This is a genomic window from Grimontia sp. THUN1695 (genome assembly GCF_059704325.2).
In genome coordinates this window covers 529,254-554,776 of the sequence record NZ_AP046576.1, presented here as the reverse complement: position 1 = coordinate 554,776, position 25,523 = coordinate 529,254, and the positions used below count along the sequence as shown (strand labels likewise).

The window sequence follows — 25,523 nt, the reverse complement described above, 5'->3', positions numbered from 1 at the left end:
CGATGGGTAGCTTTTTAGACGCAGGAGTATACCTTACCCCTGCGAAATTAAAGACAAAAAGTTGCCAGCTGGGAGGCAGCTGGCAAGATGCGCTTGGGCTTTTTATGATTTGTTGATTAATCAATAATCATCTTGCTTTGCAGAACCATAGTGTCGATTACCGATGCGCTGATTTGCTCAGAGGTCATGCCATTGGTGTCAATGCTGTAGGCATATGCCATTTCTTCCACGCTCATATTATCAAACACCACCTGCTGGTCGACATGGCCATCTCCCTGGGTCGAGATATTCAGCATGGCGTGGCCCTCGCCATCATCCACCATAGAGAGATAACCTTCTAGGGTGTCTGAGGTTTCGTTGTTGAGCAAATCTGAAAGGTTGATGGCATCCTGTTGGGTGTTGAAGTCTATGATATGGTCCACGGTGGGTTTATTCACCGTACCCTGGTCGCCTTGTAAGAATGCATAGGTATCTGAACCTGCACCGCCGGCGAGAAGGTCGTTCCCCTGACCACCGACAAGGAGATCATCCCCCAAACCGCCATCAATAATGTCGTCCCCGGCATTGCCATGAATAACATCATGGCCAGCATTGCCGAGTAAGATGTCGATGTCATTGCTGCCTGCGACACGATTGTTGCTGTCATTGCCTGAGAAGGTGATGTCATCGAGTGCAATCACATCGCTCAACGAACGGCTGACACCGCTGGGTATTGCATTGGTGATTGCCGATTCAGAACCGCCGATCGTGACGTTAATCTGGGTTTGGGCACCGTTTGTCGCGGTCAGTGTGATGACCTCGGTGAGGGTATCGTTGTCGCCAAGGGCCGGTGTTGAGCGCGGATCCAGGGTGTATGTCCAGTTACCGTTGACCAGATTCAGCGAACCGTATTGCCCGTTTACGGTGGTATCAGCAAACACGGGAGGCGTGTCGTTGGCATCTACCTCCAACATGAACAGGGTGCCTCTTGCCTCGAATGCGTCAGTGTCAGCGTTTTCTACTGCAATGTCACGGTAACGGAGACTGCCTTGACGGCTGGTAGAGTAGGGTAAATAGTTCAGTTGTGTGCCTGCTAGGATCTGAGGGCCAGATAGTTGAATGATGAAGTTGCCCTGTTCGTTAGGATCCCGGTGATGCCAGCGATCGCCGTCAAGATCGATATCTGCCACGCCAAAGGTGTAGCGGTTACCTGCATCGTCTGTGTAATCAAAGGTGTAGTCGAAGTTGACGTTGTAGAATCTGTCGTTGATCTCGACTTTTTGCGTCGTGTCGTACACGTATTCGTTGGTTCCTTGCCAGTCAGTACCGTCACCGTGCATCACACTGTCTGTATCATATATGCGTACAGTCGTCGCTTCCTTATGGAAACTGAGTGTTGGCGGCTCGTTTCCGATATATTGCATGTCTCCAGAGGTGAAGGAATAGCCGTCGTTGAGCCAGAAAATATTTCTGATATCGACATACTCTCTGGTGACCGTGTCCGGTGCGACAAGAGTTCCACTGTTGGTACCAACTACAAACGGAGCATCATTGGTACCTGAGATGGAGATGGTGATGTTTTGCACCGTGCCATCGGTGGCGGTCAGTGAGAGAGTGTCAGTGACATGGTCAGTGTCAGACAACGTTTCTGCTTTCGCATTGTCCAGTTCATAAGTCCAAACACCGTCTGCCAGAGTGAGCGAGCCGTAATCACCTTGCACCGTTGTGTCGAGAAATGCCGGTGTGTCATCGATATCGGGATCGGAAATGGCAAGGGTACCACTGACTTTAATGTCATCCCCCATGTTGCCTTCGGTAACAGCACCGGTAAAGACACCGGTAACAACCGGCACGTCATCAATACCCTGGAGGGCAATGACAATCTCGTGTTGGCCCCCCTCAGAATCTGTAATGAGGAGGGGTTCCCGCACTTCTTCTTTGATTTGCTGTGCTTTGCTTTCATCAACGGTGTAGGTCAAGTGGCCATCGGTGAGCACCAGAGTGCCGAATTTGCCCTGTACGGTGGTATCTGGCAGGGTTGGATTATCGCCATTGTCGATGTCAGAGACCGAAATAATGCCGCTGGCAGAGATAGGCTGCGACTGTTGTTGTGTAGCCGTGACATAGAAGGCAACATCATTAAGGTCCCAGTCGCCGCCGCCGACAGTGTCCTCCCAGCCAGAATAGGTTCCTTGATTATCTTCATAGTCGTAACCGCCATTTTTCGACGATTCGGAAACGAAGGCAGTACCATATGTGCTGCCTTGGTAAGCTATCACGCCGCTGCTGCCAAAACTCAGGTTCACGCTGCCGACGTTAAAGCCTTTACTGTCCCCGTCCGGGATCATAAACAGTCCGACTTTTTCTCCTCCGGATGTATTGATATTGACGCTGGTGTTGTCCAGATCGTGGGCATTATCAAAGAGGATAGCAGCGCGGATCACGTTGCCGCTTGTATCCATCACGTAGTAACCGACGCTGTTTTGGTAAGAGGCATTAGATGTGATGTTGCCCAGATTGAGGTGGAGGTTGTCGCCATTGCCTACATTCCAGGTGCCGTCAGGGTTACGGTCCACCATGATATTCTGTGTCGGCGGGGTTGTGGCGTTAATGGTGGCGGTGGTGTCACCTGAAAGTACCGCCGCATCCTCACTGCCGGTCAGATTAACAGTAATAACCTGTGATGTGCCGTCTGATGCTGTGACGGTAAAGCTATCCTGTGCGGTTTCGTCTTCATCCAGCGGCTTGGCCTTTAGCGGATCCAGCGTATAAGTCCACTTACCGTCTGCCATCTCGAAAGTGCCGTATTCACCCGCCTGTGTGGTGGCATTAAATGTGGGATTGTCACTGCTGTCTCTATCAGAAATCGACAGTGTTCCCGATGTGGTTATCGCATCCTCTCCGGTTACAGGCTGCGTACCTGCGTCTATGTCACCCGATATCGTACCGCTGATAACAGCGGCATTGTCGGTGCCGGTTACTGAGATCACTATGTCATGGCTGGCGCCCAGGGAATCAGTGACGGTGATGGTGTCTGTCACTGTGGCACCTTCATCCAGTACGGCAGCCAGCTCTGGATCCAGGTTGTAGCTCCAGTTGCCTTCAACCATACTGAAGGTACCGTATTGTCCCTGCTGGTGGGTATCCGGCAGGGTGGGGTTATCGCTGGCGTCGGGATCACTGATAGAAACAATGCCAGTGGCTGTGAATGAATGGGCTTCGTCTATGACGCTACCTGTGGTGTCACCGCTTAACACCGCGGCATCTTCGCTGCCGGTAATGGTGATCACAATATCGTGTACTGTGCCGTCTGAGGCGGTGATACTGATAGTATCGGTAGTCGATTGGCCTTCATCCAGATACTGCGCCAGCTCGGGATCCAGGGTATAAGTCCAGTTACCGTCAACCAATGCCAGGGTGCCGTATTGCCCCGCTGTCGTGCCGTTCGGCAGTGTGGGGGAGTCGCCTGTGTCAACATCCACTAATTCAATACTGCCTGTTGCCGTTAATGTTGTGCTGCCTTCCCTAATAGCTCCTGTCGTGGTGCCTGTCATCACCGGTTCCTGGTCCGTGCCGGTTATCGAAATGATAATGTCATGGGTTGAGCCGTCTGATGCAGTCACAGTCAAGATATCAATCGTGGTTTCGCCTTCGGGTAAAGCGGCGACAGAACCAGGGGTAAGGGTATATGTCCAGATGCCATCGACAAGCACCAGTGACCCATATTCGCCGTTGACAGTGGTGTCTGGTAGCGTAGGCGAGTGAGCAGAATCCGGGTCAAAAATGTTGATAAAACCAGAGGTGGTGGGCGTTTCATTGTCAGACACTGAGCCAATGGTGTCACCTTTCAATATGGGCTTATCGTCGGTGCCTGTCACTGAGATGACGAGGATTTGTTGGGTACCATCGCTTGCAAACAGGGTGATGATGTCGGTGTCAGTTTCGCCCGCATTAAGACGCGAGGCAGCCACTTTATTGAGGGTGTAGGTCCACTCTCCCCCCATTATTTCCAGCACTCCGTAATCACTGTCTATCGTAACATCATCAAACCTTGGGGTGTCATTGGCATCGGCATCTGTGATAGCCAGGGTGCCTGACACTGTCTGGACTTCACCGGTTGTATTGTCGGTTAATGCGGCCCTTGTTTCGCCGCTGACCACAGGCAGATCGTCTGTTCCCTGAATAGTGATACTGATGGTCAATGGTGTGCCATCCTCGGCTTGCACGGTCAGAGTATCTGTCAGGTTCTCGCCTTCGCCTAGACGATTAATCGCGCCTTCGTCATCGTTAGAACGGTAGGTCCAGGAGCCTTTCTCATCAATGGTCAATTCGCCCCAGCGCCCTTCAAGGATTTGCGGCGTAAACGCATTGTCATTGCCATCCACATCGGTAGCGGTTAATTGTCCGTGGGCAGTCATCGTGCCATCAGCCTCCACCACTGTGCCCACAATGTCACCGGCGATCACAGCGGGGTCATTGATACCGTCAATAGACAGAATGATTGGATGGGTACTGCCATCACTGGCGACAATGGTGATGGTATCAGTGACACGTTTATTGTCATCCAGTGGTGCGACGGCCTCTTTCTCAACGGTATAAATCCAGTTGCCATTTTCAACCACCAGGGTGCCGTATGTTCCTTTGTAAGTGTCATCGACCAGCGTGGTTTGGTTATTCGAATCCGGATCAACTACCGTCAATGTGCCTGACACCGAAGCGGGTACTGTGCCTATACGGTCAGAGACAGAGGCGTGGGTATCGCCCTCGACAGTGGCTTCGTCATCCGTGCGGGTAACCGGCACTGTGATGGTTTCACTGCCCTCTTCCAATGTCCCCTGTTGGGGGACAAAGCGCGCAGAGACCAACGCATTCGCCTGTTCTTCGGTCAGGCCGGCTGCGGTGAGGCCTGTGGTATCAAACCCCTGAATATCTAACGTACCGGTTGCACCATTGTACTCAATGACGACGCCAGTCGTGATAGCCGAACCACGGGCCCCTTCACCGGCCGCAGTTTCTGTCCCTTCTCTTTGGGTGGGATCCTCCCCTTCTTCAATGGCGGCAATGATGTCCAGCACGTCGGAGGGAAACGCCAGGGACTCAACGTTTCCTGTACGCACGAGGAGTGCTTCATCAAGAACATCAATTTGCTCATCCTCCTCAGTCACCAACCAGCCATTACGCCCTCTCGGTACGGAAACGACATCGCCGGTTTGCAGCAGTGTACCTTGCGCAGCAGGAACCACCTCTCCGTTGGCTTTTACGATAAATACCTGCCCAACGACCTGACTGAGGAGCACATTGATAGCCATATCTTCCTCCCAACAAATGATGACTCATTTATGTGATTTTTGTTCGTAAATTGAGCGATTTGTTAAAAATAGTACAGAACGATCTGGGTGATAAGAGAAGAAAAGCGGTTCAGTCGTTTTTCTTTGCATTTTGTTTCATATATGAGATTCAGTCTCTTTTACGCGTCACTTTGCTAATAAAACTGACATAAAGGTTGGGCTGGGAAAGGAGGAACATTGCTGTATGCAACTGAGAACCTTAAAAGTAGAAGAGGGAGAGATTTGGCAGTCACGAAGAAAAGCCACTAGTTTTATAAAGTAATCGAAAGATTCGCCAATGAGATAAAAAGGTTGCCGTGTAATAAGGCCAGGCAATCTTCTCGTGTTTCGTGTTGTAAGGTCGGCAGAGAATCGGCCAGTTGTGCATGAATTGGCGGTAGGTAGAGGCGGTCTCCGTCCCTAAAAGTTCTCTCAAAGGAAGGCCTAATGACAGGTTTGGTGAAGAACGAGCCACTCATCGTGCTCGTCGACGACGATCTCTCCCATATTGATTTTTACCAGCAGGTGTTGAGTGAATGCGGGTACTGGTTGCGTTCAGTGGCGACTCCCGCAAAGTTGATGACGATTCTTGAACAGCACCCGGTTAATATTCTGGTCATCGATATGGATTTCCCGTTTGAGGGCGGGGGAAAACTGGCTGATGAAATCACCAGGATCCAACAACTTCCAACCTGTCGTGATACCCGTATTGTGCTGACGTCTGAAACGTTTTCTTCCCGGCAAAAGCAACAGGCATACGAAAGTGGTGGCTGCGACTATGTGGTTTACCCCATCGCACCGCAAGAACTGTTTTTGAAAATGTCTACACATCTTACGGCGGACGCATGTAAAAACGTGACCAATACGTTAAGCCGCAGCTTCAACATTCTTGCCGAAACGAACACAGCCCTGTATCCGATGATGGCGACGGCCACCACCTGTGCGCAAATGCTGAACCAAACCTCGCTTAGCAATAAACAGGCGCTATACCTAGAAAGCCTGGTTCGGTCGCTCAAGAGAACGGGCATCATCTGCGACAACTTGCGTGATTTTGAGGAGCTATGTTCATCTTCCCTATCGTTGGAAACCACACCTTTTGATCTCGACCAACTATTGGAAAGTATCCGTGACTACTTGCTTGGTGAGGCGGAAAGCCGGGAAGTAGAGCTACTTTTTAATGTGCCATTGGATGTGCCCCGCTCGCTGATCGGCGATCCGGATCGACTCCGCCGTGTGTTACTGAATATCATTGATGAAGCGATGGTCATCGGTGAAGGCAGGCCACTTATCCTGAGTATTACCTCCGGCAAGGTGGATCAACACAGTGCAAAGCTGACGTTTTCTATCAACCAGAAAGTGACAGATGAAGAAGATACTGTTGATGATCTTGCAGAGCTGGCAGAGAGGTTGGTGATGGCAACGTCCGAAGTCGATGAGTCTGTCAACCTGTTGATTGCAACTTACCTGATTGAGCAGATGGGAGGAACGGTTCAGTTTGATTCTGGTGGTGAACCAGGCGTTTATTTCGACATAGAGCTACAACGTGCCAAGGCAACGTCAGACAAAAGTTTCTCTGTGCCGGTAGACTTGCGGGGGTTACGGGTTTTGATTGTTGACGATAACCCTTCTTCAATCGCTGTACACCGTGCGATTGTGGAATCCCTCGGTTTTCATGTTGATGCCGCCAGTGATGTTGACAGTGCCTTCACTGCCATCGTGGAAGGTTACCTTGATCTGAACCTGGAGCCTTACGATCTGGTTTTGTTGGACTGGCACATGCCGGGGAAAAAAGGCTTTCACCTGTTGGAGAAACTGAAGAACGAGCTGGAGGAAGACCGACACCCGTTAGTCGTCGTGATCAGTGCCTATGACCACAAGAAAGTGGATAAAGAGCGGGGCGGCGGTCAGATTGCGGGCTACTTGCACAAACCGATTTCCGCGTCTGTGATGTTCGACACCATCATGGATGTGATGGGGCAGAACTTGCCAAAAACGCACCACCGTATCATTGGCGGCAAACATCAAGGTTCCGGTGTCACAGTTAATGGCAGCGGCCGCAGGGTATTGGTGGTGGACGACATGCCGATTAACCAGCAAATTGTCCGTGAGGTGCTGATGGCAAATGATTTTCAAGTCGAGCTGGCGTCTTCTGGCCGTGAGGCTTTAGTGAAAGTGTGTCCGGCACCTGAACTTTATGATGCGATATTGATGGATCTGGAAATGCCAGATATGAACGGACTGGAAGCGACCCGTATTATCCGGGAGACGGCTGACAGAGAGACGTTACCCATTTTTGCCGTTACTGCCCACACCATGGAGCGGGACCGCCACCGCTGTGCAGACGCAGGCATGAACGATCACATTCCCAAACCGCTCGACGCGGACAATTTGCTACAAAAGCTGGCCGGTTACCTTGGTCTTGCTGTCACCTCTGTTGTTAAGACCGAAGGGGAGAAAACGGGACAAGAAGAAGAATACGAATATGTGGATGTTGAAGATGGCATCAAACGGGTTATGGGAAATGAAAATCTCTATTTCAAACTGCTGAGTGATTTTGTCCATCAGTCCCGTGGGCAGGAAAATCATATCTACCGGAGCATTGAAGATGGTGAGTTAACCCAGGCATCGGAAGTGGCCCATACCATAGCAGGTAGTGCCGGCAACCTATCGATCATTGGCTTGCGCCGCTCTGCCAAGCAGTTGCAGAACGCACTGCAGGGGCCCGAGGACTACCAACTGCCGTTAAGCCATTTTAAGCGTGACATGGAGAACGCCATCAAGGAAATTGGTCAGATCCTCCTCAAGCGTAACCAGACTGCCATTGAGCCGGTGCAGGCGGGTTCGTCGCCAGTGTTGACCGCTGGCAGTAGCAAGAAAATAGACCGCACGATGATTACCCGTTTGACCCTTTTCCGCGACCAAATGCTATCGCAGGATTTGATGGCTATCGATACCTACTATCAGATGCTGGTTGATTACCATGACCTTGCCCGGGAACTCAAACCGGTGGGTGATAAGTTGATTGAGTTGGACTACGCCAAAGCGATCATTGCCTTCAACCATTTTGTCAAAGAGAGCAAATTAGACATCGGGCTGGCAGATGAACAAGGAGCTTCGCATGCACGCTAACCCTACCGCCATGGATAAGGACACCATTTTGCTTGTCGACGCTTCACCGAACAGCATCCGGATCCTGAATGCGATTTTGAGCGAAGAATACAGAGTGATTTTCTCCACCTCGGGAGAGAAAGCGAAAGTGCTGGCAAAATCGGAGGTGCCCAGACTTATCCTGATGGATGTTCAACTGCCCGATATCGACGGTTATTCACTTTGCCAAACCTTTAAAACCGATCTCGACACCAAGGACATCCCAGTGATCCTGATCACCGAACATCAAGAAGATGAAGGCCGGGAGATGGGGATGAGGATAGGTTGCGCTGACTACATCTCTAAGCCGGTGTCACCGGCAGAGGTGAAATTGCGTATCTACAACCAGCTCAGGATACGGCGTAATGAAGCCTTGATCATGCAGCGCGCGCTCTATGATTCCTTGACGGGACTCGCTAACCGCAACCTTACCCTCGACAGGTTGCGATATGCCATTGCCCATGATCTGCGCCGAGGGTTGATGACGGGGGCGATGCTGGTAGATATTGATAATTTCAAAATGATCAATGACACCCTGAGTCATGATGTCGGCGATCAGGTGCTGGTTGAATTATCGCGTCGTATTGTGAAGACGTTACGGGAAGTCGACACCGTAGGGCGGGTCAGTGGTGATGAATTTCTTATCGTCTTACCCGGGTTGCACCAAACGGAAAATGCCTGCCAGCTTGCCAGCAAGTTGCGTAAAGCCATTAACCAACCCATTGAAATCAACGGTGGTGGCGAATTGCATGTGACCGCCAGTATTGGGCTCTCTCTCTCTCCGTTGGACTCCGATGATTTCAAACGCCTTTTCGGCAATGCTGACGTTGCGAAACACCAGGCCAAAGAAGGTGGGAAAGACAGCTTCCGGCTATTCACCAGTGAAATGAACGATAATGTTCACCGCAGATTGCGGCTCGAATATCACTTGGTCTGGGCGCTCTCCCGCTGTGAGTTCTCTTTGGTTTATCAGCCGTTGTATGATCTGAAAAACAACAGTATTACCGGTGCAGAAGCGTTACTTCGCTGGAACAATGATGAGCTTGGTGCAGTAGCACCCGCAGAGTTTATTCCAATTGCAGAACAGTCAAATCTTATTTATGAAATCGGCAAGTTTGTGTTGGATAAGGCGATGGAAGATTTTTCTTCGTTGAATGATCCGTCGGGAAACCCCTTGCATTTGGCGGTCAATATTTCCCCCCAGCAGATTCGTCAACCGCATTTTATCGATGATTTGACCGGTATTCTGGAAAAACATGGGTTTGAAGCCAGTCGGTTAGAGCTGGAAGTCACAGAAAACTTGCTGCTAAGCAACCTGCCTAACGTGAAAAGGATGATCAAAAAGCTCCACAATCTGGGCACCGAGTTTTCGATGGATGATTTTGGAACCGGTTATTCGTCGTTGAGTTACCTTCTCCAGTTCCCGTTCGATGCACTTAAAATAGACCGTACGTTTGTGGACGGTATCACGGACGTGGAAATGAAAGAAGCGCTGGCAACGGCGGTGATTTCTATGGCTCAGGGGTTGCAAATTAAAACAGTGGCAGAGGGTGTAGAAACAGAAGAGCAGCTCGAGATGCTAAAATCGAAAGGTTGCGATTTGGCACAGGGTTACTACTTGAGCCGACCGGTTGATATAGAAAACCTGAAAAAATTACTGGATAACCAAGAAAGTAAACCCGAATCAAAAAGCAAAAGGGATGATTCAGTACAAGCCAATTGATACAGGATTTATGGACAGGGACTTACAAATGCCCCTGCTAGGTTTTGTTGGGTTAGCGTCAGGGCGCTAACCAGCCTGCGACGGTTTGGACCGGAACGCCACCTGTGGATGGGGTAAGCCATACGGCAATGGCAGACGGTGAAGCGGCTGTTTCGTCATTCAGGACAAATTGCCACTGCTTTTGACCTGACTGGCTACCAAAGTCCACCACCACAAAATCATGCTCAAGGGTTTTACCCCGATTTTCACCCCGTTTAACTTGAGTGGTAATGTCCATGGCAAGCAGGGCAAATTGTGCGGTAAGGGTTTCATCACCCTCGAATTCGATCTTTAGAATTCGGCCATCAAGCGAGGCTTTCAGAGCGGGAGCGAGTGGCCCATTTGCATAAGGTACAGGTTGTCTGGCAAAAAATCCGCGCCATTCCTGATCATTGATAAACCAACCGGGCGTGTATACACCACTACCTTTGCCGTCAGAGACTTTATCACGCTGGCGCTGGCTGAATTCTGGCTTGGCATATTGGTCAATCCAGCCAATGTAGTTCCAGTAATCGACATGGAAAGCCATAGGAATAACACGTTGCCAAAGCGCAGACTTGTTTTTCAATTGGTTCAATGCAGCTTCCGCCGGCGGACAACTGTAGCAACCTTCTGAAGTATAAAGCTCAACGACAGTCGCTGGAGAACCACTGTTTTTCCAGGTTTGCACAGCATGTGCTGCGGGGGAGAGCAAAGTGAAAAGCAGGGTGAGGGTAAACAACGTACGCATAGAAATTCCTGTCAGTGGCCGATAAAAGCAAAGACCTGTGGACCCCATGTTCTCTTTCATTCGCGTGTCTTTTCCCTTTCATGAAGGGTATTTTGCAAGATGAGATATAAACCAAGGAGAAGACAATGCAACTGCTGGCAATTCTTTTCGTTACGCTGTTTTTCTGCCGCGGCTGTCTACTTCTATTTTGGGTGCCATGGTTAAAACCTCTACAAGATTACAAAAAGTAAACTGGTTGAAAAGATGATCAAGGTTACCATAATCAACCTCAAACCACCTTTTGGGCTGTGAAAGACAAAGTCAAGATCGATATCGTTTCGACGTCGTGGCCCACGGAAAAGAGAGGATTAACAGGCGAACAGCTCGTCACCTACTGAGATGCGCGGTTATAAAAGCGCGGGGCATCCTGCCTTGGAAGGTGAATCAGGTTCAGGTTGGCCTGGATGGCTGTATTAACAGCGAGCGAAGTGGGTGTTCCCAGGGTGATCAGTGTGCCAACACCCGTAAGGATGGTTTTTTGCACTAGCTCGATACTGCACCGGCTGGTTACCAGTAGTGCCTGGGAGGGGGATAATGCCTTGCTACGGATGACGGTTCCCAGCGCTTTATCCAGCGCGTTGTGGCGGCCAATATCTTCGCGACACAGTAAAATGTCGCCATCTTCATTTACCAGCATCGCCGCGTGAACCGCCCCGCTGATATGACCGAGTGACTGCCATTGACGCAGGCTTTCACGCAGGTTGATGATACTGCTGTTCTCCAGTGTGGCGATATAGGGTAAGGGATCAAACGCTGGCATTGCATGGTCGAGCGACTCAGTACCACAGATACCACAGCCGGTGCGCCCGGCAAGGTGGCGTTTTGTCAGCGACAGCCTTGCGTGGGCACGGTTGGCCAGTTGCACAGCAGCAATCAGGGCATCGTCTTTTTGCTCAATCACAATGTCGTGAATTTCATTTCCATCCCGGATGATGCGTTCACTGAAGGAAAAACCGTAGATAAAGTCTTCGATGTCCTGCGGTGTCACCATCATTACTGCATGGCTGACGCCGTTATAGCTGATGGCTAACGGCGTTTCCGTAGGCAGCGTGGCAAACGACGTGACCTGACTGGCATCATCAATGTAATGATGGAGCGAGTGGGGAGGTAATGGCTCGGTCTTGCCATCTTGTGTCTTGCGATGGGTCATTCCTGTCGCTGTTCTCCGGCGTTATCTGTCTTACTCAAGCGAGTGGCATACCGCCTCCAGCCTGAGATAAAAAACACACATCCAGCTGCAAAACCAAGCGCAAAAAATCACTGACCGCAAGCGATGATGTCACAGGAAGCATAGCGTTAACGCATTTATCGTGCTGGAGCATGGATTAAAAAGGTGACTTAACGCCGTGTCGCAACCGAAATAAGCACGGATGCGATTGCATATCTTAATCAGCTGAATGATCATCAACTGAATGCAACAGAACTGAAGTGCGGGTTATCGACCAATGCGGTCATCGATGCAACTTTGTCGAGCACAATCAAAACGTCCTCGCCCTCAATGTCGAGCACAATACACTCTTCTTTTGCCACATTGCGTGCCGTATCTCTGGCGATACCTTCAACCGTATTCGCCCCCTCTTTCATCTTCAAGTTGAATGGGTATAAAGCCAGATAGCCAGCTTTATTACATTTTATCAATATCAAAAGATCCACCATTCCATTAACGGCGAAGCGGTTTGTTTGAGCAAGCTGTACCGGATCTTTTTATCCTGATTTTTTACCCCAAACCGTTACGCTGCATTTGACGGGATTAGCTTGGTTTTATGGGTGGATAACCGTGTCACCAAATACATCCCAGCGACCATGCTGGCAAAGAATAACGCAATCATGCCAGAGCCTGATCCCAAAGCAGTAACAGATGGCCCAGGACATATCCCTGCCAACCCCCAGCCTGTACCGAAGAGCAATGATCCTGATAGTAATTTTTTATCAATATGCTGTGTTTTATTCACGCAGAATGCATCTGACAATACAGGTTTAGAGAGCTTGCGGACCAATAAGAAATAACCGGGTAAGAAGGTTCCCAGTGCACTTCCCATAACAAATGCCAGGCTTGGATCCCAATGGCCAAATATATCCAGAAACCCGATGACTTTAGCGGGGTCAACCAACCCGGAAATCATCAATCCTAAACCGAACAGAAACCCGGAAAACAAGGCAACGATTTTAAAAAGCATAGGGGTTCTCCTAGACATGAAAACGGACAAAGACAGTTGCAAAAGCCGCTGCCATAAAGGTCAGGGTCGCCACAATCGAGCGCTTGGAAAGGCGGCCAATACCACAGATGCCATGCCCACTGGTACAGCCGTTAGAGAGCTTGGTTCCGATGCCAACCAACAGCCCGGCAGTGATGATCATCAATGGAGAGCTTTCTGCCGCCAGTGATTTAAAGTCCGGAAATGAAAATCCCATGGCAGAGGCAGAAAGACCCGCCAGGACCATGCCAATAAGGAATAAAAGCCGCCATGAAAACTCAGATTTTCCGGATGTGAAAAGGCCACTGATAATGCCACTAATTCCTGCAACCCGGCCGTTCAGGATCATCAGAGCAAGTCCTGATACACCAACCAGTGCACCCCCAAAAAGTGCATCCCATGGAATTTGGAACGTCATTTTCTCTCCTTAACTAAAGTAAATCTGCAACCTGAAGAAAGTGAAGGCATTAGAATTCATTACCATATATAAGTCAATGCTAAATTAGTTATTTGCATATGAGTTTTAACTAATGTAGTGTGCTGATACTGATAATGTTTGATATATAAAGTCGGTCAGCCCTACTGTGTTTGTTTGTCCGGAGATTTATAAAACAGGAGTTACGTATGGTTAAGATCCTCATTGTTGGTGGTGTGGCTGGCGGTGCATCAGCGGCAGCAAGAGCAAGACGTCTGAGTGAAGATGCTGAGATCATCATGTTTGAACGCGGCGAATTTGTGTCTTTCGCCAACTGCGGGCTGCCGTATCATATCGGTGGCGACATCAAAGATCGCAACAAGCTGTTGTTGCAAACGCCGGAGAGCTTCCTTGCCCGTTTTAATGTTGATGTGCGGGTAATGAATGAAGTCATTTCAATCAACCGCGACACAAAGACCGTTACGGTGAAGAACCTGCCTGAAGGGACTGAGTATGAAGAACGCTATGATTTCCTGCTGCTCAGTCCCGGTGCCAGCCCCGTTGTTCCGCCAATCACGGGTATCGACAACCCCCTGACATTTTCACTTCGTAACATTCCCGATATGGATCGCATCATTAACGCGATCCAAGCCAACAAGCCAACCCATGCAACAGTCGTCGGTGGTGGGTTTATCGGCCTTGAAATGATGGAAGCGTTTCATCAACTGGGTATCCAGACCTCTCTGGTTGAAATGGCCGATCAGGTGATGACACCGGTGGATAAAGAGATGGCAGGCTTTGTCCATCAGGAAATTCGGGCCAAAGGCGTTGACCTCCGTCTGGGGACAGCGCTTGAGTCGGTGGAACACCATGGTAATGGGCTGACACTGTCATTCAATCATGGAGAACAGCTTAAAACCGGGCTGTTGATCATGGCGATTGGTGTGCGTCCTGAGATTTCGCTCGCCAAAGCAGCGGGGTTAAGAATTGGTGAGCTGGGCGGCATTTGGGTCAATGAAGAAATGCAAACCAGCGATCCGTTTATTTATGCCGTCGGTGATGCTGTTGAAGAGAAAGATCTGGTGACAGGCAAACAGACGTTGGTGCCACTGGCGGGGCCAGCAAACCGGCAGGGACGCATGGCAGCCGACAACATGCTCGGTGCGCGGGAAACCTATCAGGGCACACAAGGCACGGCAATCTGCAAAGTGTTTGATCTGGCCGTGGCATCGACCGGAAAAAATGAAAAGACCCTCCAGCGTGAAGGCATCGGCTATGAAAAAGTCTATGTCCATACTGCCAGCCATGCCAGCTACTACCCAGGGGCGGAAGTGGTGTCCCTCAAACTGTTGTTTGCGCCGGACTCCGGAAAAATACTGGGCGCGCAGGCAGTGGGTAAAGATGGTGTTGACAAGCGTATTGACATTCTTGCGGTCGCGCAGCGTGCAGGGATGACTGTTGAGCAATTGCAGCATGTTGAACTGACGTATGCGCCACCGTATGGCAGTGCCAAAGATGTGATTAACCAGGCAGCTTTTGTGGCGACAAACGTGATGAAAGGTGATGTCCGCGCGATTCATTATCACGACATCGAGACACTGACCGATGATCAGATCCTGCTGGATGTACGTAATCCGGGCGAGCTGGAATCGGTAGGGCGCTTCCCGAATGCAGTGAATATTCCGGTTGATCAGCTTCGCCAGCGAATCAATGAGCTGCCAAAAGAGAAAGAAATTATCGTTGCCTGTCAGGTAGGCTTGCGTGGCCATGTGGCATACCGCCAGCTAGTGAATAACGGCTTTAAAGCCCGGAACCTGCTTGGTGGCTATCGCACCTGGAAATTTTCACAACAGCAATAGAAGGCTAGCGTCAAAAAATCCCAGATTGATGACTCACACAGCTTTCTTTGACACAGGGTGCTAAGAAAGCTGTGGCGATAACGATAAATAACCGTGCATCAATATTGTGGCGTCATACTGATTTTGTGATATTAATCGCGTTTATTCTGTGTGAGATCAGCCTGTGTTGTTGCCTGCGACTGGTAGAACCTGCAGGTTATTTTTGAGAGTGAGAGAGGGTTATGCAGTTACAGCCATTGGGAAAAGGCCGGTTTGAGTCCGAATGGAGCAGTAACATGGCGCTTATCAACCGGACCGTCCGCAGCTGTATCTTAAGGCGGCGCCTGTATGATGAAAATGAAAAAGTGCTGAGTCAGGGAGAGCCGGTCAATTACCTGTATCTTGTTGAATCAGGAAGGGTTTCCATGAGTATGACTGCACGGAACGGCAAAACCTTTTCGCTTGGCACACTGGATTGCGACCAACAGTTGTTTGGCGAAATGGAGTTTTTCTCTGGTTATCTCTGCCAAATGGATATTGTCGCCAGTGAACCGATTGAAGTGGCTGAGTTAGATGCCAACAAGTTGCAGCTTGCGTTGCTTGCCCAGCCGCGCCTGTCGCTGTTTTTTGCCAGTGCGATTGCTATCGACTATCAGGATACCGTAGAGATCCTGGCCCGGAGAATGCTGTTTCCTATCGCCTATAACGTGGCGTATGACATCTACCAGCGTCACTTGAATGCACTCCCTGTTGAAGGCTATCAAAAGGATTACTTGGAAGCAGAACGGTTTGCGACGTCTGACCGTGTTTACCGGCGCGCAGTGAAAGAGCTGGAAAATCTGGGGCTGATCGTCAAGAAAAAGCATGACATTGAAATCGTCGACATTAAAAAACTGGAAGCGTATTTGATGCAATAAGGGTCAGCACAAAGGCTGACCCTTTCATCCATACAATGTCGTTGTCTGTCTTGACGGTTACGCAGCAGGTTTTGTCAGTTTCAGGGAAGACAGCAGCATGGCAACGATCACACCATAAATCACAGGAATGGCATACATCACTGCTTGCAAGCCAATGATGCTTTCAAACATGGCGCTGATTGCCGGGCTGAACATGGCACCGGCGCTGCCGCTGATCAAAATGTATGAAACATTTTTGCTGCTCGCATTGCGCACGAAAGAGACGCCATACGCGATAAAGGCATTGTAAAGTGCGGCACATACAAAGCCGTAACCGTAAGTGAGATAAGAAAGCCATTCGACCTGCTGGGTAGTCACAATCATGGCGGTCAGGGCCAGTGCCATTGAGATGATAGCCAACAGGAAATGTTGAATCTTCACACGTGCCACGATGACGGTTGAAACCAGCGCACCAATCAATGCTGCGGACCAATACTGGGTAATAATCTGACCCGCTTGTTCGAAAGGAATATCGAATTTTTCTTTCACAAACATCGGCGCCCAGGTCAGGAAGGTGTACAGCGCAAGCATACCCAGGAACAGACCGATACCGCCGCTGATGATGCCGAAATTCCATTCAGATTTTGCTTCTTCCTGTGTTTCTGCCGGGGCTTCACAGGAGGAAAAGTTGGTTGCAATTACCATCAGTGTGGTTGCCAGTGCCACCAGGCCAATGCTCAGGTAACTGATGCTCCAGCCCAGTGCATTTGTCAGAGCATAGGTTGTAATAAGCGGGAAGATAACACCAGCCACATTGAACGTCGCATCCTGTACCACCAGCATGGTGCTCTGGATTTTATCTTTCCATACTGACACCACAATGGTGCCGGCAATGCACAGGCCAACGCCGCCGCAGAAACCAATGATGGTCATGGCAACCATAACCATGCTCAGTGACGGCACGAAGTGCATCAACGCAGCCATTGCGGCAATGGTTGAGTAGCACAGCAGTGTCATGCGTTTTACGCCCACTTTTTCAATGATGAAGAAAGCGGCAATGGTGCCTGCCAACGCGCCACCGTTAAGCAGCGAGAAGATAGACGCAACCTCGTTGACATCTGCGTTGTAGGCGTTTGCGATAGGTTCGATCAGCATGCCAAACTGTGTGGCAAAACCCGCCATAATAAAGTTGGCTAAAAAGCTGATCGCGGTGAGTGTGATTCTGTTTTTCATGTGCACCCCGGTAGAGAGCTGGGCGGTGATGTTTTGCGAAGTCATACCCCGCCCTGAATCATTATTGCTTTTATAGAAAGGCGGCTTGTGCCGCCCTGACGGGTTTATTTAATGGCGGTTTCCAACGCAATTTCAATCATGTTGTTAAAAGAGAGTTGGCGTTCTTCTGCCGTGGTTTCTTCGCCAGTGATACAGTGGTCAGAGACAGTCAGGATCGCCAGTGCTTCAATACCGAATTGGTGCGCTAAACCATACAGTCCAGCCACTTCCATATCCACACCCAACACGCCGAAACGTTCCAGCGCCGGGATCAAGTCTTCGTCGGGATCGTAGTAAAGATCGCCGGTAAACACGTTGCCGACTTTTACATCGATCTCTTTTTCTTTTGCCACGCAATAGGCGGTATGCAGCAGTTCAAACGACGCAGATGTTGCCATGTGGTAGCCGCTGCTGCGTTTAGCGTTGGTTGGTGAATCTGTACCTGCCGCCTGCGCCAGGATCACATCGCGCATTTTTACGTATTTTTGCGTCGCGCCAACACTACCAATGCGGATGATGCGCTTAACACCAAAATCGTGAATTAATTCGTGACCATAAAGCACCATGGAAGGGATACCCATACCATGCCCCATCACAGAGATTCGGTGACCTTTGTAGTAACCGGTATAGCCGAGCATGTTACGGACATCAGTAACCAATACGGCATCGTCCAGGTAGGTTTCAGCAATGTACTTTGCGCGAAGTGGGTCACCCGGCATGATCACGGTATCCGCAAAATCTTCGGCGCAGCCAGCAATATGAGCAGTCATCTTGTGTTTCCTGTTTGGTTTTAATGGCGCAAATATTACTTACGGCTACCTTAGACAATCAGGACAAAAGTCCGCTTTTAAAGGGCAGGATCTCAGATTTTATTTTCAGGCTGAAAAATGCCGAGTGATCATCTTGGGTTGAGTATGTGAGGTTTGGTGCAAGTTTGGGAAGGATGAGAGGACGACTAGGGCGACGGTGTACATGTAAGGTTTCATATCAGTAACGTGTTTAAAAGAAACGAGATTTCGTAGGGATTTCGCTTTGATAAAGTAGGCAATGAGCGGGATTTCATACACTATCGTTTAAATGGCAACGACAAAGGATGGACGAAGACAATGATAAAAAAGCTCACCATGGCTGTCATCACGGTGCTTTTGATGGTTAGTGTTCCGGCTAAAGCCGATGTAGATGCTTTGGCTACGTGTATGATGAAAGCACTGAATGGAAAGGAGCGTAAACAACTGTCGCAATGGGTTTTCTTTTCGATTGCGTCGCATTCAGACATGCGCGGCTATGCCAATGTCAGTACCGCGAATCGAGAGAAGGCCAATAAAGCGGTAGGAGAAATTGTTAACCGTTTATTGATGGAAGACTGCCCGACAGCGTTGGTGTCTGCGTATAAAAGCAACCCAAAGGCAATTAACCAGGCATTTGAAATGGTATACAAAGTGGGCATGCAAGGGTTGATGACGAATCCTGCAGTTTCGGGGGCGCTCTCTGAATATGCAACGTATCTGGATCAGGAAAAACTGGGCCGTCTGCTGGCAAAGTAGCTTTGCTGTTGCGATTTCACCAGACTTCTGGCTTGAGAACCAAAGCACAGCACTTGCAAGTAAGACAGCAACGAATACGCCCAACCGGACAAGCTTTTCCTTCTTAGCTACTTTGGCGTATGAAATCTCATTCATAAAAGTTCCTAATGTACCCAAAAAACATCCAAAATTGTTTTTTTATTCTTTTTATAATGCTTTGAAAAATAAGTGTTATATAAAATTCATGTCGCATACTGAACAGCAAACCGATCATTTATTGACATGGTTATCAAATAAACAGCGTGAAGGTGGTGAATCTATCCGATCAAACGTGTTTACACGCTTGTGCTGACTGAATGGTGTGGTTACAACACGGTATTGGAAGTGCTTGAATATCACCTTCGTCGCACAAATATTCTGTATATGACACATGATGCGTTGCATAATGCTGCGCTTTCCTCTGCCGGGACAACATCATGGCATTCCGAAATACTGAAAAAGCGAAGAACGAAGCCGTTGAGTGGGCGTTGACCCATGGCATGGCACTGAAACAAACCCCTGATTCAGCCAGACATCCGGCGTTTACGCTGACCCCCACTACCATCGAACGCGAGCGCTTCGAATATCTGGTCTCATCGGTTCACCTGCTGGGCAAACTGGTGCACGCTGTCTCTGAAGATGCGCATTTTATCCACCACGCGATTTCTCCCATTACGGCGGGCAATACCTTCTTCCGAACATTGTTGAAAATGCACCGGCAAATTCATCACAGTGATGAACCTGCACGCCGTGTGCCTCTGTTGATGATGCGCAGCGATTTTATGGATGATGCCGAACTTGGCCCAAAACTGGTTGAATTCAATGGCATTGCCGCAGGCATGGGGCCGTTCGGCCAGCGCATTCATGAACTGCATGATTACCTTGCTATCCAGTGGCCGACACCGTTTGTCCAGTGGGCAGGAGAAAAACCGGGTGAGTTAGTAGAAAACCGTGCACTGGAAAGGCTGGCGGAAGGCGTTGCGCAGGCAACCCAATCCATTAAAAATCATTTTGGTGATGGTGGGCGGCCAACGTTTCTGATGGTGGTTCAGGAACGTGAAGACAATGTGTATGACCAACACCTGTTGGAGCACGCGCTTCAGGCGAGGGGAATACGAACTGTCCGCCGCACCTTCCGTGAACTCTATGACGGGCTTTCCACCGGAGACGACCACCGCTTGTTACTGGATGGTATTGGCCCGATAGACACTGTCTATCTTCGTGCAGGTTACCAGTTCAGCGATTATGTCGCTCACGACATCGTTGATGTAGCGTGTTGTGAAGCGCTCTCCCAGACCCGTGTGATGATTGAAAAACACCATGTGGCGGTCAATGCGACGGTGAGCCAACAACTGGCGACCAGTAAACGTGTCCAGATGTTACTTTCATCTGCACCGGTTGAATCCCTGATGCAATTTGGGCTGACGAAAAGTGAAGCTGAAACGGTGAAGCATTTCTTGGGTGAAATGGTGGCGGTTGATGAAAACAGTGCGCAGAAGGTCTCTGAAGGTAATGTGGATGACTGGGTATTGAAAAATCAGGGTGAAGGTGGTGGTCACTGTATTTTTGGTGACGATATCATCACCAGGCTGAACAGGCTTGGCCCGCATGAATACAGCGCATGGGCGTTGATGCGCCGCTTACACCCCATCCCAAGGCCTCAACCTGCGTATATGGTGCGAAAAGGCGAAATCTATGTGGTGGATGATCTTATCAGTGAAATTGGTTTGTTCACCATACACTTAAATGGTGAACCCTTGATTGATAACAAGGGTTATGCAGGGTATCTCATCCGCAGTAAATCATCCAAAGTGACAGAAGGTGGTGTCCACAGTGGCATGGGCGCGCTGGATTCGCTGATGTTTACAGGTAAGTGACGATGTGTTTCCCTATTCATCGTCCGGTCTTGGGTAGGGAAATTTCACATGCCCTATACGAATGACAAACGTTGTCACTGCCAGGATAAGTCCTGCAATCGTGATGGAGAGTATCCGCCAATCATCCATGTTTTTCATATCAAGGATCAGGTAGCGGGCCAGGGCGACAATGCTAATATAGAGAGGCATGCGGACAGGAACTTTCCCCGATTCGAAGAAAACATGCACCATGGCAAGCACTTCAAGGTAAATGAACATCAGTAACAGGTCGCCGACTGAGACGGAGCGGTTGACGAGCACCGAATAGATTTCTTCGCCAATCGCGTAGACTGTGGCAACCACAATCAAAATCAGTACGCCGTTTTCCAGTAAGTGAATGAGTTTAGAAAACTTTCTGTTCTTTGGCATTTTCACCACCATCCCTGAATCAAATGGCAGTGTAGCGATACTTTTACAGGTATGCCGTCTCAATGGCGAGAACGCATCCCTTTCAGGAGAAAAGAGATGCGTTGAATGGATGATGACCGCTGGAATTAGCACACTGAAAGCAGGTAGTTCAACGCCCCACGTACTGCGGCAACTTGCGCGTCGTTGCACTCTTCGTCTGTCACTGTCGGGCTGTCAGGGTACACTTCCGTGGTAGTGCCATACTGGCAGTGGGTAAACCCACTGCAAAGGCCCAGTTTCTTCACCGGATAGTGAATCACACCTTCCTGCTCAATCGGGACACTGATGATGTTGCCGTTTTCATCTGCCGGTGCAATATGGGTCACTTTACGCACTTCATTGATGATGGCGGTCTGGAATTCGGTGTTGGGCTGCTCTGAATCGCCAACCAGATAAAAGCCGTCCGGCACGGTATCTGCCTCGTATGCTTTGCCGTCACGGGCGGCAAGCGCGGGGCGGAATTCAGATTCATCGGTATCTGTGGTTTCGTGTAGATCGATATGGGCAAACACCTCAATGCCTAACCCTTTCACCCAGGCCATAACATTTGCGGCTTCTTCTGATGGGCTGTTTTCAATAAAGGAGCGGTTTGGATCCACGGCATAAGGGTTCCAGCGGTTGATGGTTTCATAGCCCCACGGGCTGACGCAGGGCGCGACCAGAAAGTTGAAGTGTTCGGTAAAAGCCAGCGCTTCGGTATCTAGAAATTTTAATGCGCCATGCACACCGCTGGTTTCGTAACCGTGCACGCCACCGGTGATCAGAATGGTCGGTTTAGACGCATCGAAACTGCGGTTTCGGAGACCAAACAGCGGATAACGTGCTGGATCAAAGGAAAGGGCACCGTATTGTTCCACATCGAAGCGATCTTTTAGCGCATTAATCTTGGTCAGAACATCATCCTGATAGTTGCGTTTGATGCTGGTGGTTGCCAGCCATTGTGCTTTTTCTTCTTCACCCCAGGGTGTTCCCGGGATACCAATTGGGTATGTGTTTAGCGTGGTCATCAATATCTTCCTGGTAGTCATTTCGTCAAATAAGGTAACACTGAAAAGCGGCTGAAGTTTACTCTGCATCCGCAATGAGGAAATTTTCCAGCCTGTCAGAGAGCCAGGCTGTCAGGGCGCCGCCGCGCGCATCCATGGCAGTGATTTCACCATAAGGTTGCCACTGCATGGCATTCGCATGTCGCAATACTTGTAAGGTGCCGCTACGGAGGTATTTTCGTAACAGCATGGAGGGCACATTCGACCAGCCGGAACCGTCCAGCACGGCATCACGCAGGTGCTCATAAAACGGCAGTGCGATGTAGTGCGGGGAAACGGGGTCTAGCGCTTTCAAACCTTCATCGTCAACATAGGCTAATGTGATTTCTGTATAGCGCTCCAAATCGGCACGCTGGATGCGTTTCATGGCAGCGAGGGGGTGATCTTTTCTCACCACTGACATCATACGAACCTGACCGAGCTTTTTGGCGTTGATGCGCCCAAACGCACGGGTTTGTGGTAGCAGGCCAAAAGCGACGTCCACCATATTTTCATCCACCATCTCATAAAGCTCGGGGGGTGGTGCCACGTAAATCGACACACTTGAATCGGGAAATTGCTGTTGAATTTCGCGCATGGTTGTGCGCCAGAAAGACTCTGGCAAGGCATCATCCCGGCCAATCCGAAGGGCCGATTCTATGCCACTTTCAAATTGCCGGCACTTGGCTTCGATGTCATAGGCAGCTTGCAGGAGGCGTTCACAATCGTCGTGTATCATCCGCCCTACGTCCGTGAGCTTGACGCTGTTTCCTGAGCGGGCGAGCAATTCCACACCTAAGCTGTCTTCCAGTGCACTGATGGCTGCACTGACCGTGGTGCGGCTTTTCTCCAATTCCCGGGCAGCGCCGGCAATAGAGCCTTCTTCCACCGCAGTTAAAAACATTTCTATTTGGCTGCTTCGCATTTATGTACACCGTTTCATCAATCCTGTCGTCATTAATTTTACGTCTAAATAAATCAGAGAAAAGACCTGGTGACGAAAAAGTTGTCGCTCAGCGGTTCATCGGTTTTATCTGGTGGGGGTATTGTGTCCAAATAGCGTTAAGGAATACCCAAGTCACCTTGTAAAGTTGGCTTTTTTAGCCTGTTACAACTGCGTCAATCGAACAGAGGTGGTTTGGGTATTCTCGCTACTGTCAAAAAATTTGTCACTTGTGAGGATTTATGTCTTGTGAATATACGAAAGAACGCAACTTACTGAAATTTTCAACCTTTGCCTGTTTTTGTTTCGCGGTATTGGGAATTGGCTTAGGGATCTGGGCTGGCTCCATGGTTATTGTGTTTGATGGCGCATACTCTCTGGTCGGTCTGGTACTCTCTTTGATGGCACTGGCAGCCAGCATGTATATCCATAAGCCTGCTGAGAAAGCCAATAAAAAGGTGAAGTCTGTGTCTGAACGTAAAGCAGAGGTTATTGAATCGCTGGTGGTGCTGACCAAGGGGCTGGTTGTGGGTGTCGTGTGCCTGGTGTCATTCGCCTCGGCAATGCAGGCGATGTTTGATGGTGGCCGCGAAGTGAATGCAGGCTTTGCACTGGTATTTGGCATTATCAACGTGGTTGGCTGTCTGGCGACCTATATGACCGTTCGTAAACAGTCAGGTAAACGCCCTTCTGCCATACTGAAAGCAGAATCAAGCCAATGGCTGATGGACACGGTGATCAGTGCAGCGGTTTTGGTGGGCTTTTTGGTTGCGACGGGTTTGATGATGACAGGCCTGGAAGAATATGCGGTTTACGCTGACCCAATGATGGTGATTTTAGCATCGGTGTATTTTGCAACGGTTCCAGTGCAAATGATCAGTGAGTCAACCAAGAAATTGATTGCTGTCCATCAGGCGTCAATCCGTGAAAAGGGCGAGGGTATCTTCGCTTAATTCAAGAACGGGTAATGCTAAAAAGCAGCGTCGGCTGCTTTTTTTATCTTTTTTATCTTACTGTTTGAATCGTTTTAGAGGCTGGTCGGAGGCGTGTTTGTCGTAAGAAAACGGTAGAATAGCGAAACGCTATGTTACCTGAGGAAAAGACACCATGGATAAGCTGAGACTGAAGATTCCCCCTGTGATTGTTGTTGTGCTGGCGCTTGCCTTGATGAAGCTGATTTCCCTTGTTACCCCATCCAGTGAGTTTTTGCTTTCCCTTCCTTCTATTCTGCCGTCTCTGTTGGTGGCTCTGGGCGTAGTTGTTGCGGTGAGTGGGGTGATGGAGTTTCGTCGTCATAAAACCACGTTGAACCCTTTGTTGAAAACTGATGCAACCGCCCTGGTGTCTGGCGGTATTTATCAACGTACTCGCAACCCTATGTATCTCGGTATGTTATTAGCGCTTATTGGCGGTATTTTTTACTGGGCGAACCTATTTACTGCCTTGGGATGTGTCGCGTTTGTGGTTTATATGAACCGCTTCCAGATAGAGCCTGAAGAAGAGTATTTGATTGGGCAGTTCCCTGATGCATTTCCTGAGTACATGATCCGTGTCAGGCGCTGGCTTTAACCGTTTTCTTTTCTCTGGAGAGGGAGCGCTTTGGGGTCTTGTTTGTAAATAGCATTTGTGCCTTGTAAGGATGTGGAAATGCATGAAGGCCCATATTTTTCTTGAATACCTTTTGCCAGCGTCGGTGAAATGAACGTAATAAAAACGGGAGTACCATCTCCCGTTTTTGTTTTTATTTCAGTGTGTATTCCCTGTGTCTCGCTGTATAGCGTTGTCAGCTGTCGCCGTCTCTATTTTTATTTTGAAGTAGTGTTTGTGATCGCTGGTGTCAGAATAGCTCAGTGCTTCACTGCCGGTATTGAAAAGGGGGATTTCCAGATAAAACTTTTTCGTGCCTGCTGCATTTTTCTACAAGCGCACCCGGGCGGGCATCACCAGCAAGGAGGCGGGTAACTTCGGTGCTGGTGTGCCAGTTGTTTTCCTGATTTCATCAAACAGGTAATTCACTGACACATGCAGCAAGTTCATGTCTACATTGTCAAACTCTTGGCTGAGTGAAG

General features: G+C 49.5%; 19 protein-coding genes. 8 read left to right on the top strand and 11 right to left on the bottom strand.

Going from position 1 to position 25,523, the window contains the following annotated elements:
* Window positions 1–116 precede the first annotated feature (116 nt).
* A complete protein-coding gene (locus AC6IB1_RS02620; RefSeq protein WP_497566231.1) occupies window positions 117–5,288 on the bottom strand; it encodes a VCBS domain-containing protein in 5,172 nt (1,723 codons plus the stop codon).
* Window positions 5,289–5,753: 465 nt separating this feature from the next.
* Between AC6IB1_RS02620 and AC6IB1_RS02615 the strand changes: the two genes are divergently transcribed.
* Complete coding sequence (locus AC6IB1_RS02615) at window positions 5,754–8,435, top strand: response regulator (RefSeq protein WP_497566230.1); 2,682 nt, start codon at window positions 5,754–5,756, stop codon at window positions 8,433–8,435.
* On the top strand, window positions 8,425–10,176 hold the full coding sequence (locus AC6IB1_RS02610; protein WP_497566229.1) for a two-component system response regulator: 1,752 nt from the start codon (window positions 8,425–8,427) through the stop codon (window positions 10,174–10,176). The genes AC6IB1_RS02615 and AC6IB1_RS02610 overlap by 11 nt, the downstream gene beginning before the upstream one ends.
* A gap of 58 nt (window positions 10,177–10,234) precedes the next feature.
* On the opposite strand, the gene AC6IB1_RS02605 is transcribed toward AC6IB1_RS02610, so the two are convergent.
* From AC6IB1_RS02605 to AC6IB1_RS02585, 5 genes are all read right to left on the bottom strand, one after another.
* The gene (locus AC6IB1_RS02605; protein ID WP_497566228.1) at window positions 10,235–10,945 is read right to left on the bottom strand and encodes a DUF1223 domain-containing protein; all 711 of its coding nucleotides are present in this window, start codon (window positions 10,943–10,945) and stop codon (window positions 10,235–10,237) included.
* A 370-nt stretch (window positions 10,946–11,315) separates the two neighbouring features.
* Window positions 11,316–12,134, bottom strand: coding sequence for a formate dehydrogenase accessory sulfurtransferase FdhD (fdhD, locus tag AC6IB1_RS02600; protein ID WP_497566227.1), 819 nt, complete (start codon window positions 12,132–12,134; stop codon window positions 11,316–11,318).
* A 254-nt stretch (window positions 12,135–12,388) separates the two neighbouring features.
* The gene (locus tag AC6IB1_RS02595) at window positions 12,389–12,622 is read right to left on the bottom strand and encodes a Rho-binding antiterminator (protein ID WP_497566226.1); all 234 of its coding nucleotides are present in this window, start codon (window positions 12,620–12,622) and stop codon (window positions 12,389–12,391) included.
* Between the two features lie 92 nt (window positions 12,623–12,714).
* Window positions 12,715–13,161: a YeeE/YedE family protein gene (locus AC6IB1_RS02590; RefSeq protein WP_005504889.1), complete on the bottom strand. Its 447-nt coding sequence runs from the start codon at window positions 13,159–13,161 to the stop codon at window positions 12,715–12,717.
* A gap of 10 nt (window positions 13,162–13,171) precedes the next feature.
* Window positions 13,172–13,597 (bottom strand): YeeE/YedE family protein, encoded by a 426-nt coding sequence (locus tag AC6IB1_RS02585; RefSeq protein WP_497566225.1) that lies wholly within the window; start codon window positions 13,595–13,597, stop codon window positions 13,172–13,174.
* Between the two features lie 206 nt (window positions 13,598–13,803).
* Between AC6IB1_RS02585 and AC6IB1_RS02580 the strand changes: the two genes are divergently transcribed.
* Together AC6IB1_RS02580 and AC6IB1_RS02575 are read left to right on the top strand one after the other, a co-directional pair.
* Entirely contained in the window at window positions 13,804–15,453 is a 1,650-nt protein-coding gene (locus AC6IB1_RS02580) for an FAD-dependent oxidoreductase (RefSeq protein ID WP_497566224.1), read from the top strand.
* Between the two features lie 221 nt (window positions 15,454–15,674).
* Entirely contained in the window at window positions 15,675–16,349 is a 675-nt protein-coding gene (locus AC6IB1_RS02575) for a Crp/Fnr family transcriptional regulator (RefSeq protein WP_005504894.1), read from the top strand.
* Window positions 16,350–16,406: 57 nt separating this feature from the next.
* Here AC6IB1_RS02575 and tsgA read toward each other — a convergent pair whose 3' ends face one another.
* A complete protein-coding gene (gene tsgA / locus AC6IB1_RS02570) occupies window positions 16,407–17,561 on the bottom strand; it encodes an MFS transporter TsgA (RefSeq protein ID WP_497566223.1) in 1,155 nt (384 codons plus the stop codon).
* 104 nt (window positions 17,562–17,665) lie between these two features.
* A complete protein-coding gene (deoD, locus tag AC6IB1_RS02565) occupies window positions 17,666–18,370 on the bottom strand; it encodes a purine-nucleoside phosphorylase (RefSeq protein WP_115660314.1) in 705 nt (234 codons plus the stop codon).
* A 336-nt stretch (window positions 18,371–18,706) separates the two neighbouring features.
* On the opposite strand from deoD, the gene AC6IB1_RS02560 reads away from it, so the two are divergent.
* Together AC6IB1_RS02560 and AC6IB1_RS02555 are read left to right on the top strand one after the other, a co-directional pair.
* Window positions 18,707–19,144 (top strand): hypothetical protein, encoded by a 438-nt coding sequence (locus AC6IB1_RS02560; RefSeq protein WP_497566222.1) that lies wholly within the window; start codon window positions 18,707–18,709, stop codon window positions 19,142–19,144.
* 455 nt (window positions 19,145–19,599) lie between these two features.
* Entirely contained in the window at window positions 19,600–21,039 is a 1,440-nt protein-coding gene (locus AC6IB1_RS02555; RefSeq protein ID WP_497566221.1) for a glutathione synthase, read from the top strand.
* 12 nt (window positions 21,040–21,051) lie between these two features.
* On the opposite strand, the gene AC6IB1_RS02550 is transcribed toward AC6IB1_RS02555, so the two are convergent.
* The 3 genes from AC6IB1_RS02550 to AC6IB1_RS02540 all read right to left on the bottom strand — a co-directional run bounded on the left by AC6IB1_RS02550 (window position 21,052) and on the right by AC6IB1_RS02540 (window position 23,436).
* The gene (locus AC6IB1_RS02550) at window positions 21,052–21,447 is read right to left on the bottom strand and encodes a phosphate-starvation-inducible protein PsiE (protein WP_503692891.1); all 396 of its coding nucleotides are present in this window, start codon (window positions 21,445–21,447) and stop codon (window positions 21,052–21,054) included.
* Window positions 21,448–21,572: 125 nt separating this feature from the next.
* A complete protein-coding gene (locus AC6IB1_RS02545; protein WP_497566220.1) occupies window positions 21,573–22,493 on the bottom strand; it encodes a M14 family metallopeptidase in 921 nt (306 codons plus the stop codon).
* A 58-nt stretch (window positions 22,494–22,551) separates the two neighbouring features.
* The gene (locus tag AC6IB1_RS02540) at window positions 22,552–23,436 is read right to left on the bottom strand and encodes a LysR substrate-binding domain-containing protein (protein ID WP_497566219.1); all 885 of its coding nucleotides are present in this window, start codon (window positions 23,434–23,436) and stop codon (window positions 22,552–22,554) included.
* A gap of 260 nt (window positions 23,437–23,696) precedes the next feature.
* Between AC6IB1_RS02540 and AC6IB1_RS02535 the strand changes: the two genes are divergently transcribed.
* Entirely contained in the window at window positions 23,697–24,407 is a 711-nt protein-coding gene (locus tag AC6IB1_RS02535) for a cation efflux transmembrane domain-containing protein (RefSeq protein WP_497566218.1), read from the top strand.
* Window positions 24,408–24,561: 154 nt separating this feature from the next.
* Window positions 24,562–25,023, top strand: coding sequence for a methyltransferase family protein (locus AC6IB1_RS02530; protein WP_497566217.1), 462 nt, complete (start codon window positions 24,562–24,564; stop codon window positions 25,021–25,023).
* Window positions 25,024–25,523 lie beyond the last annotated feature (500 nt).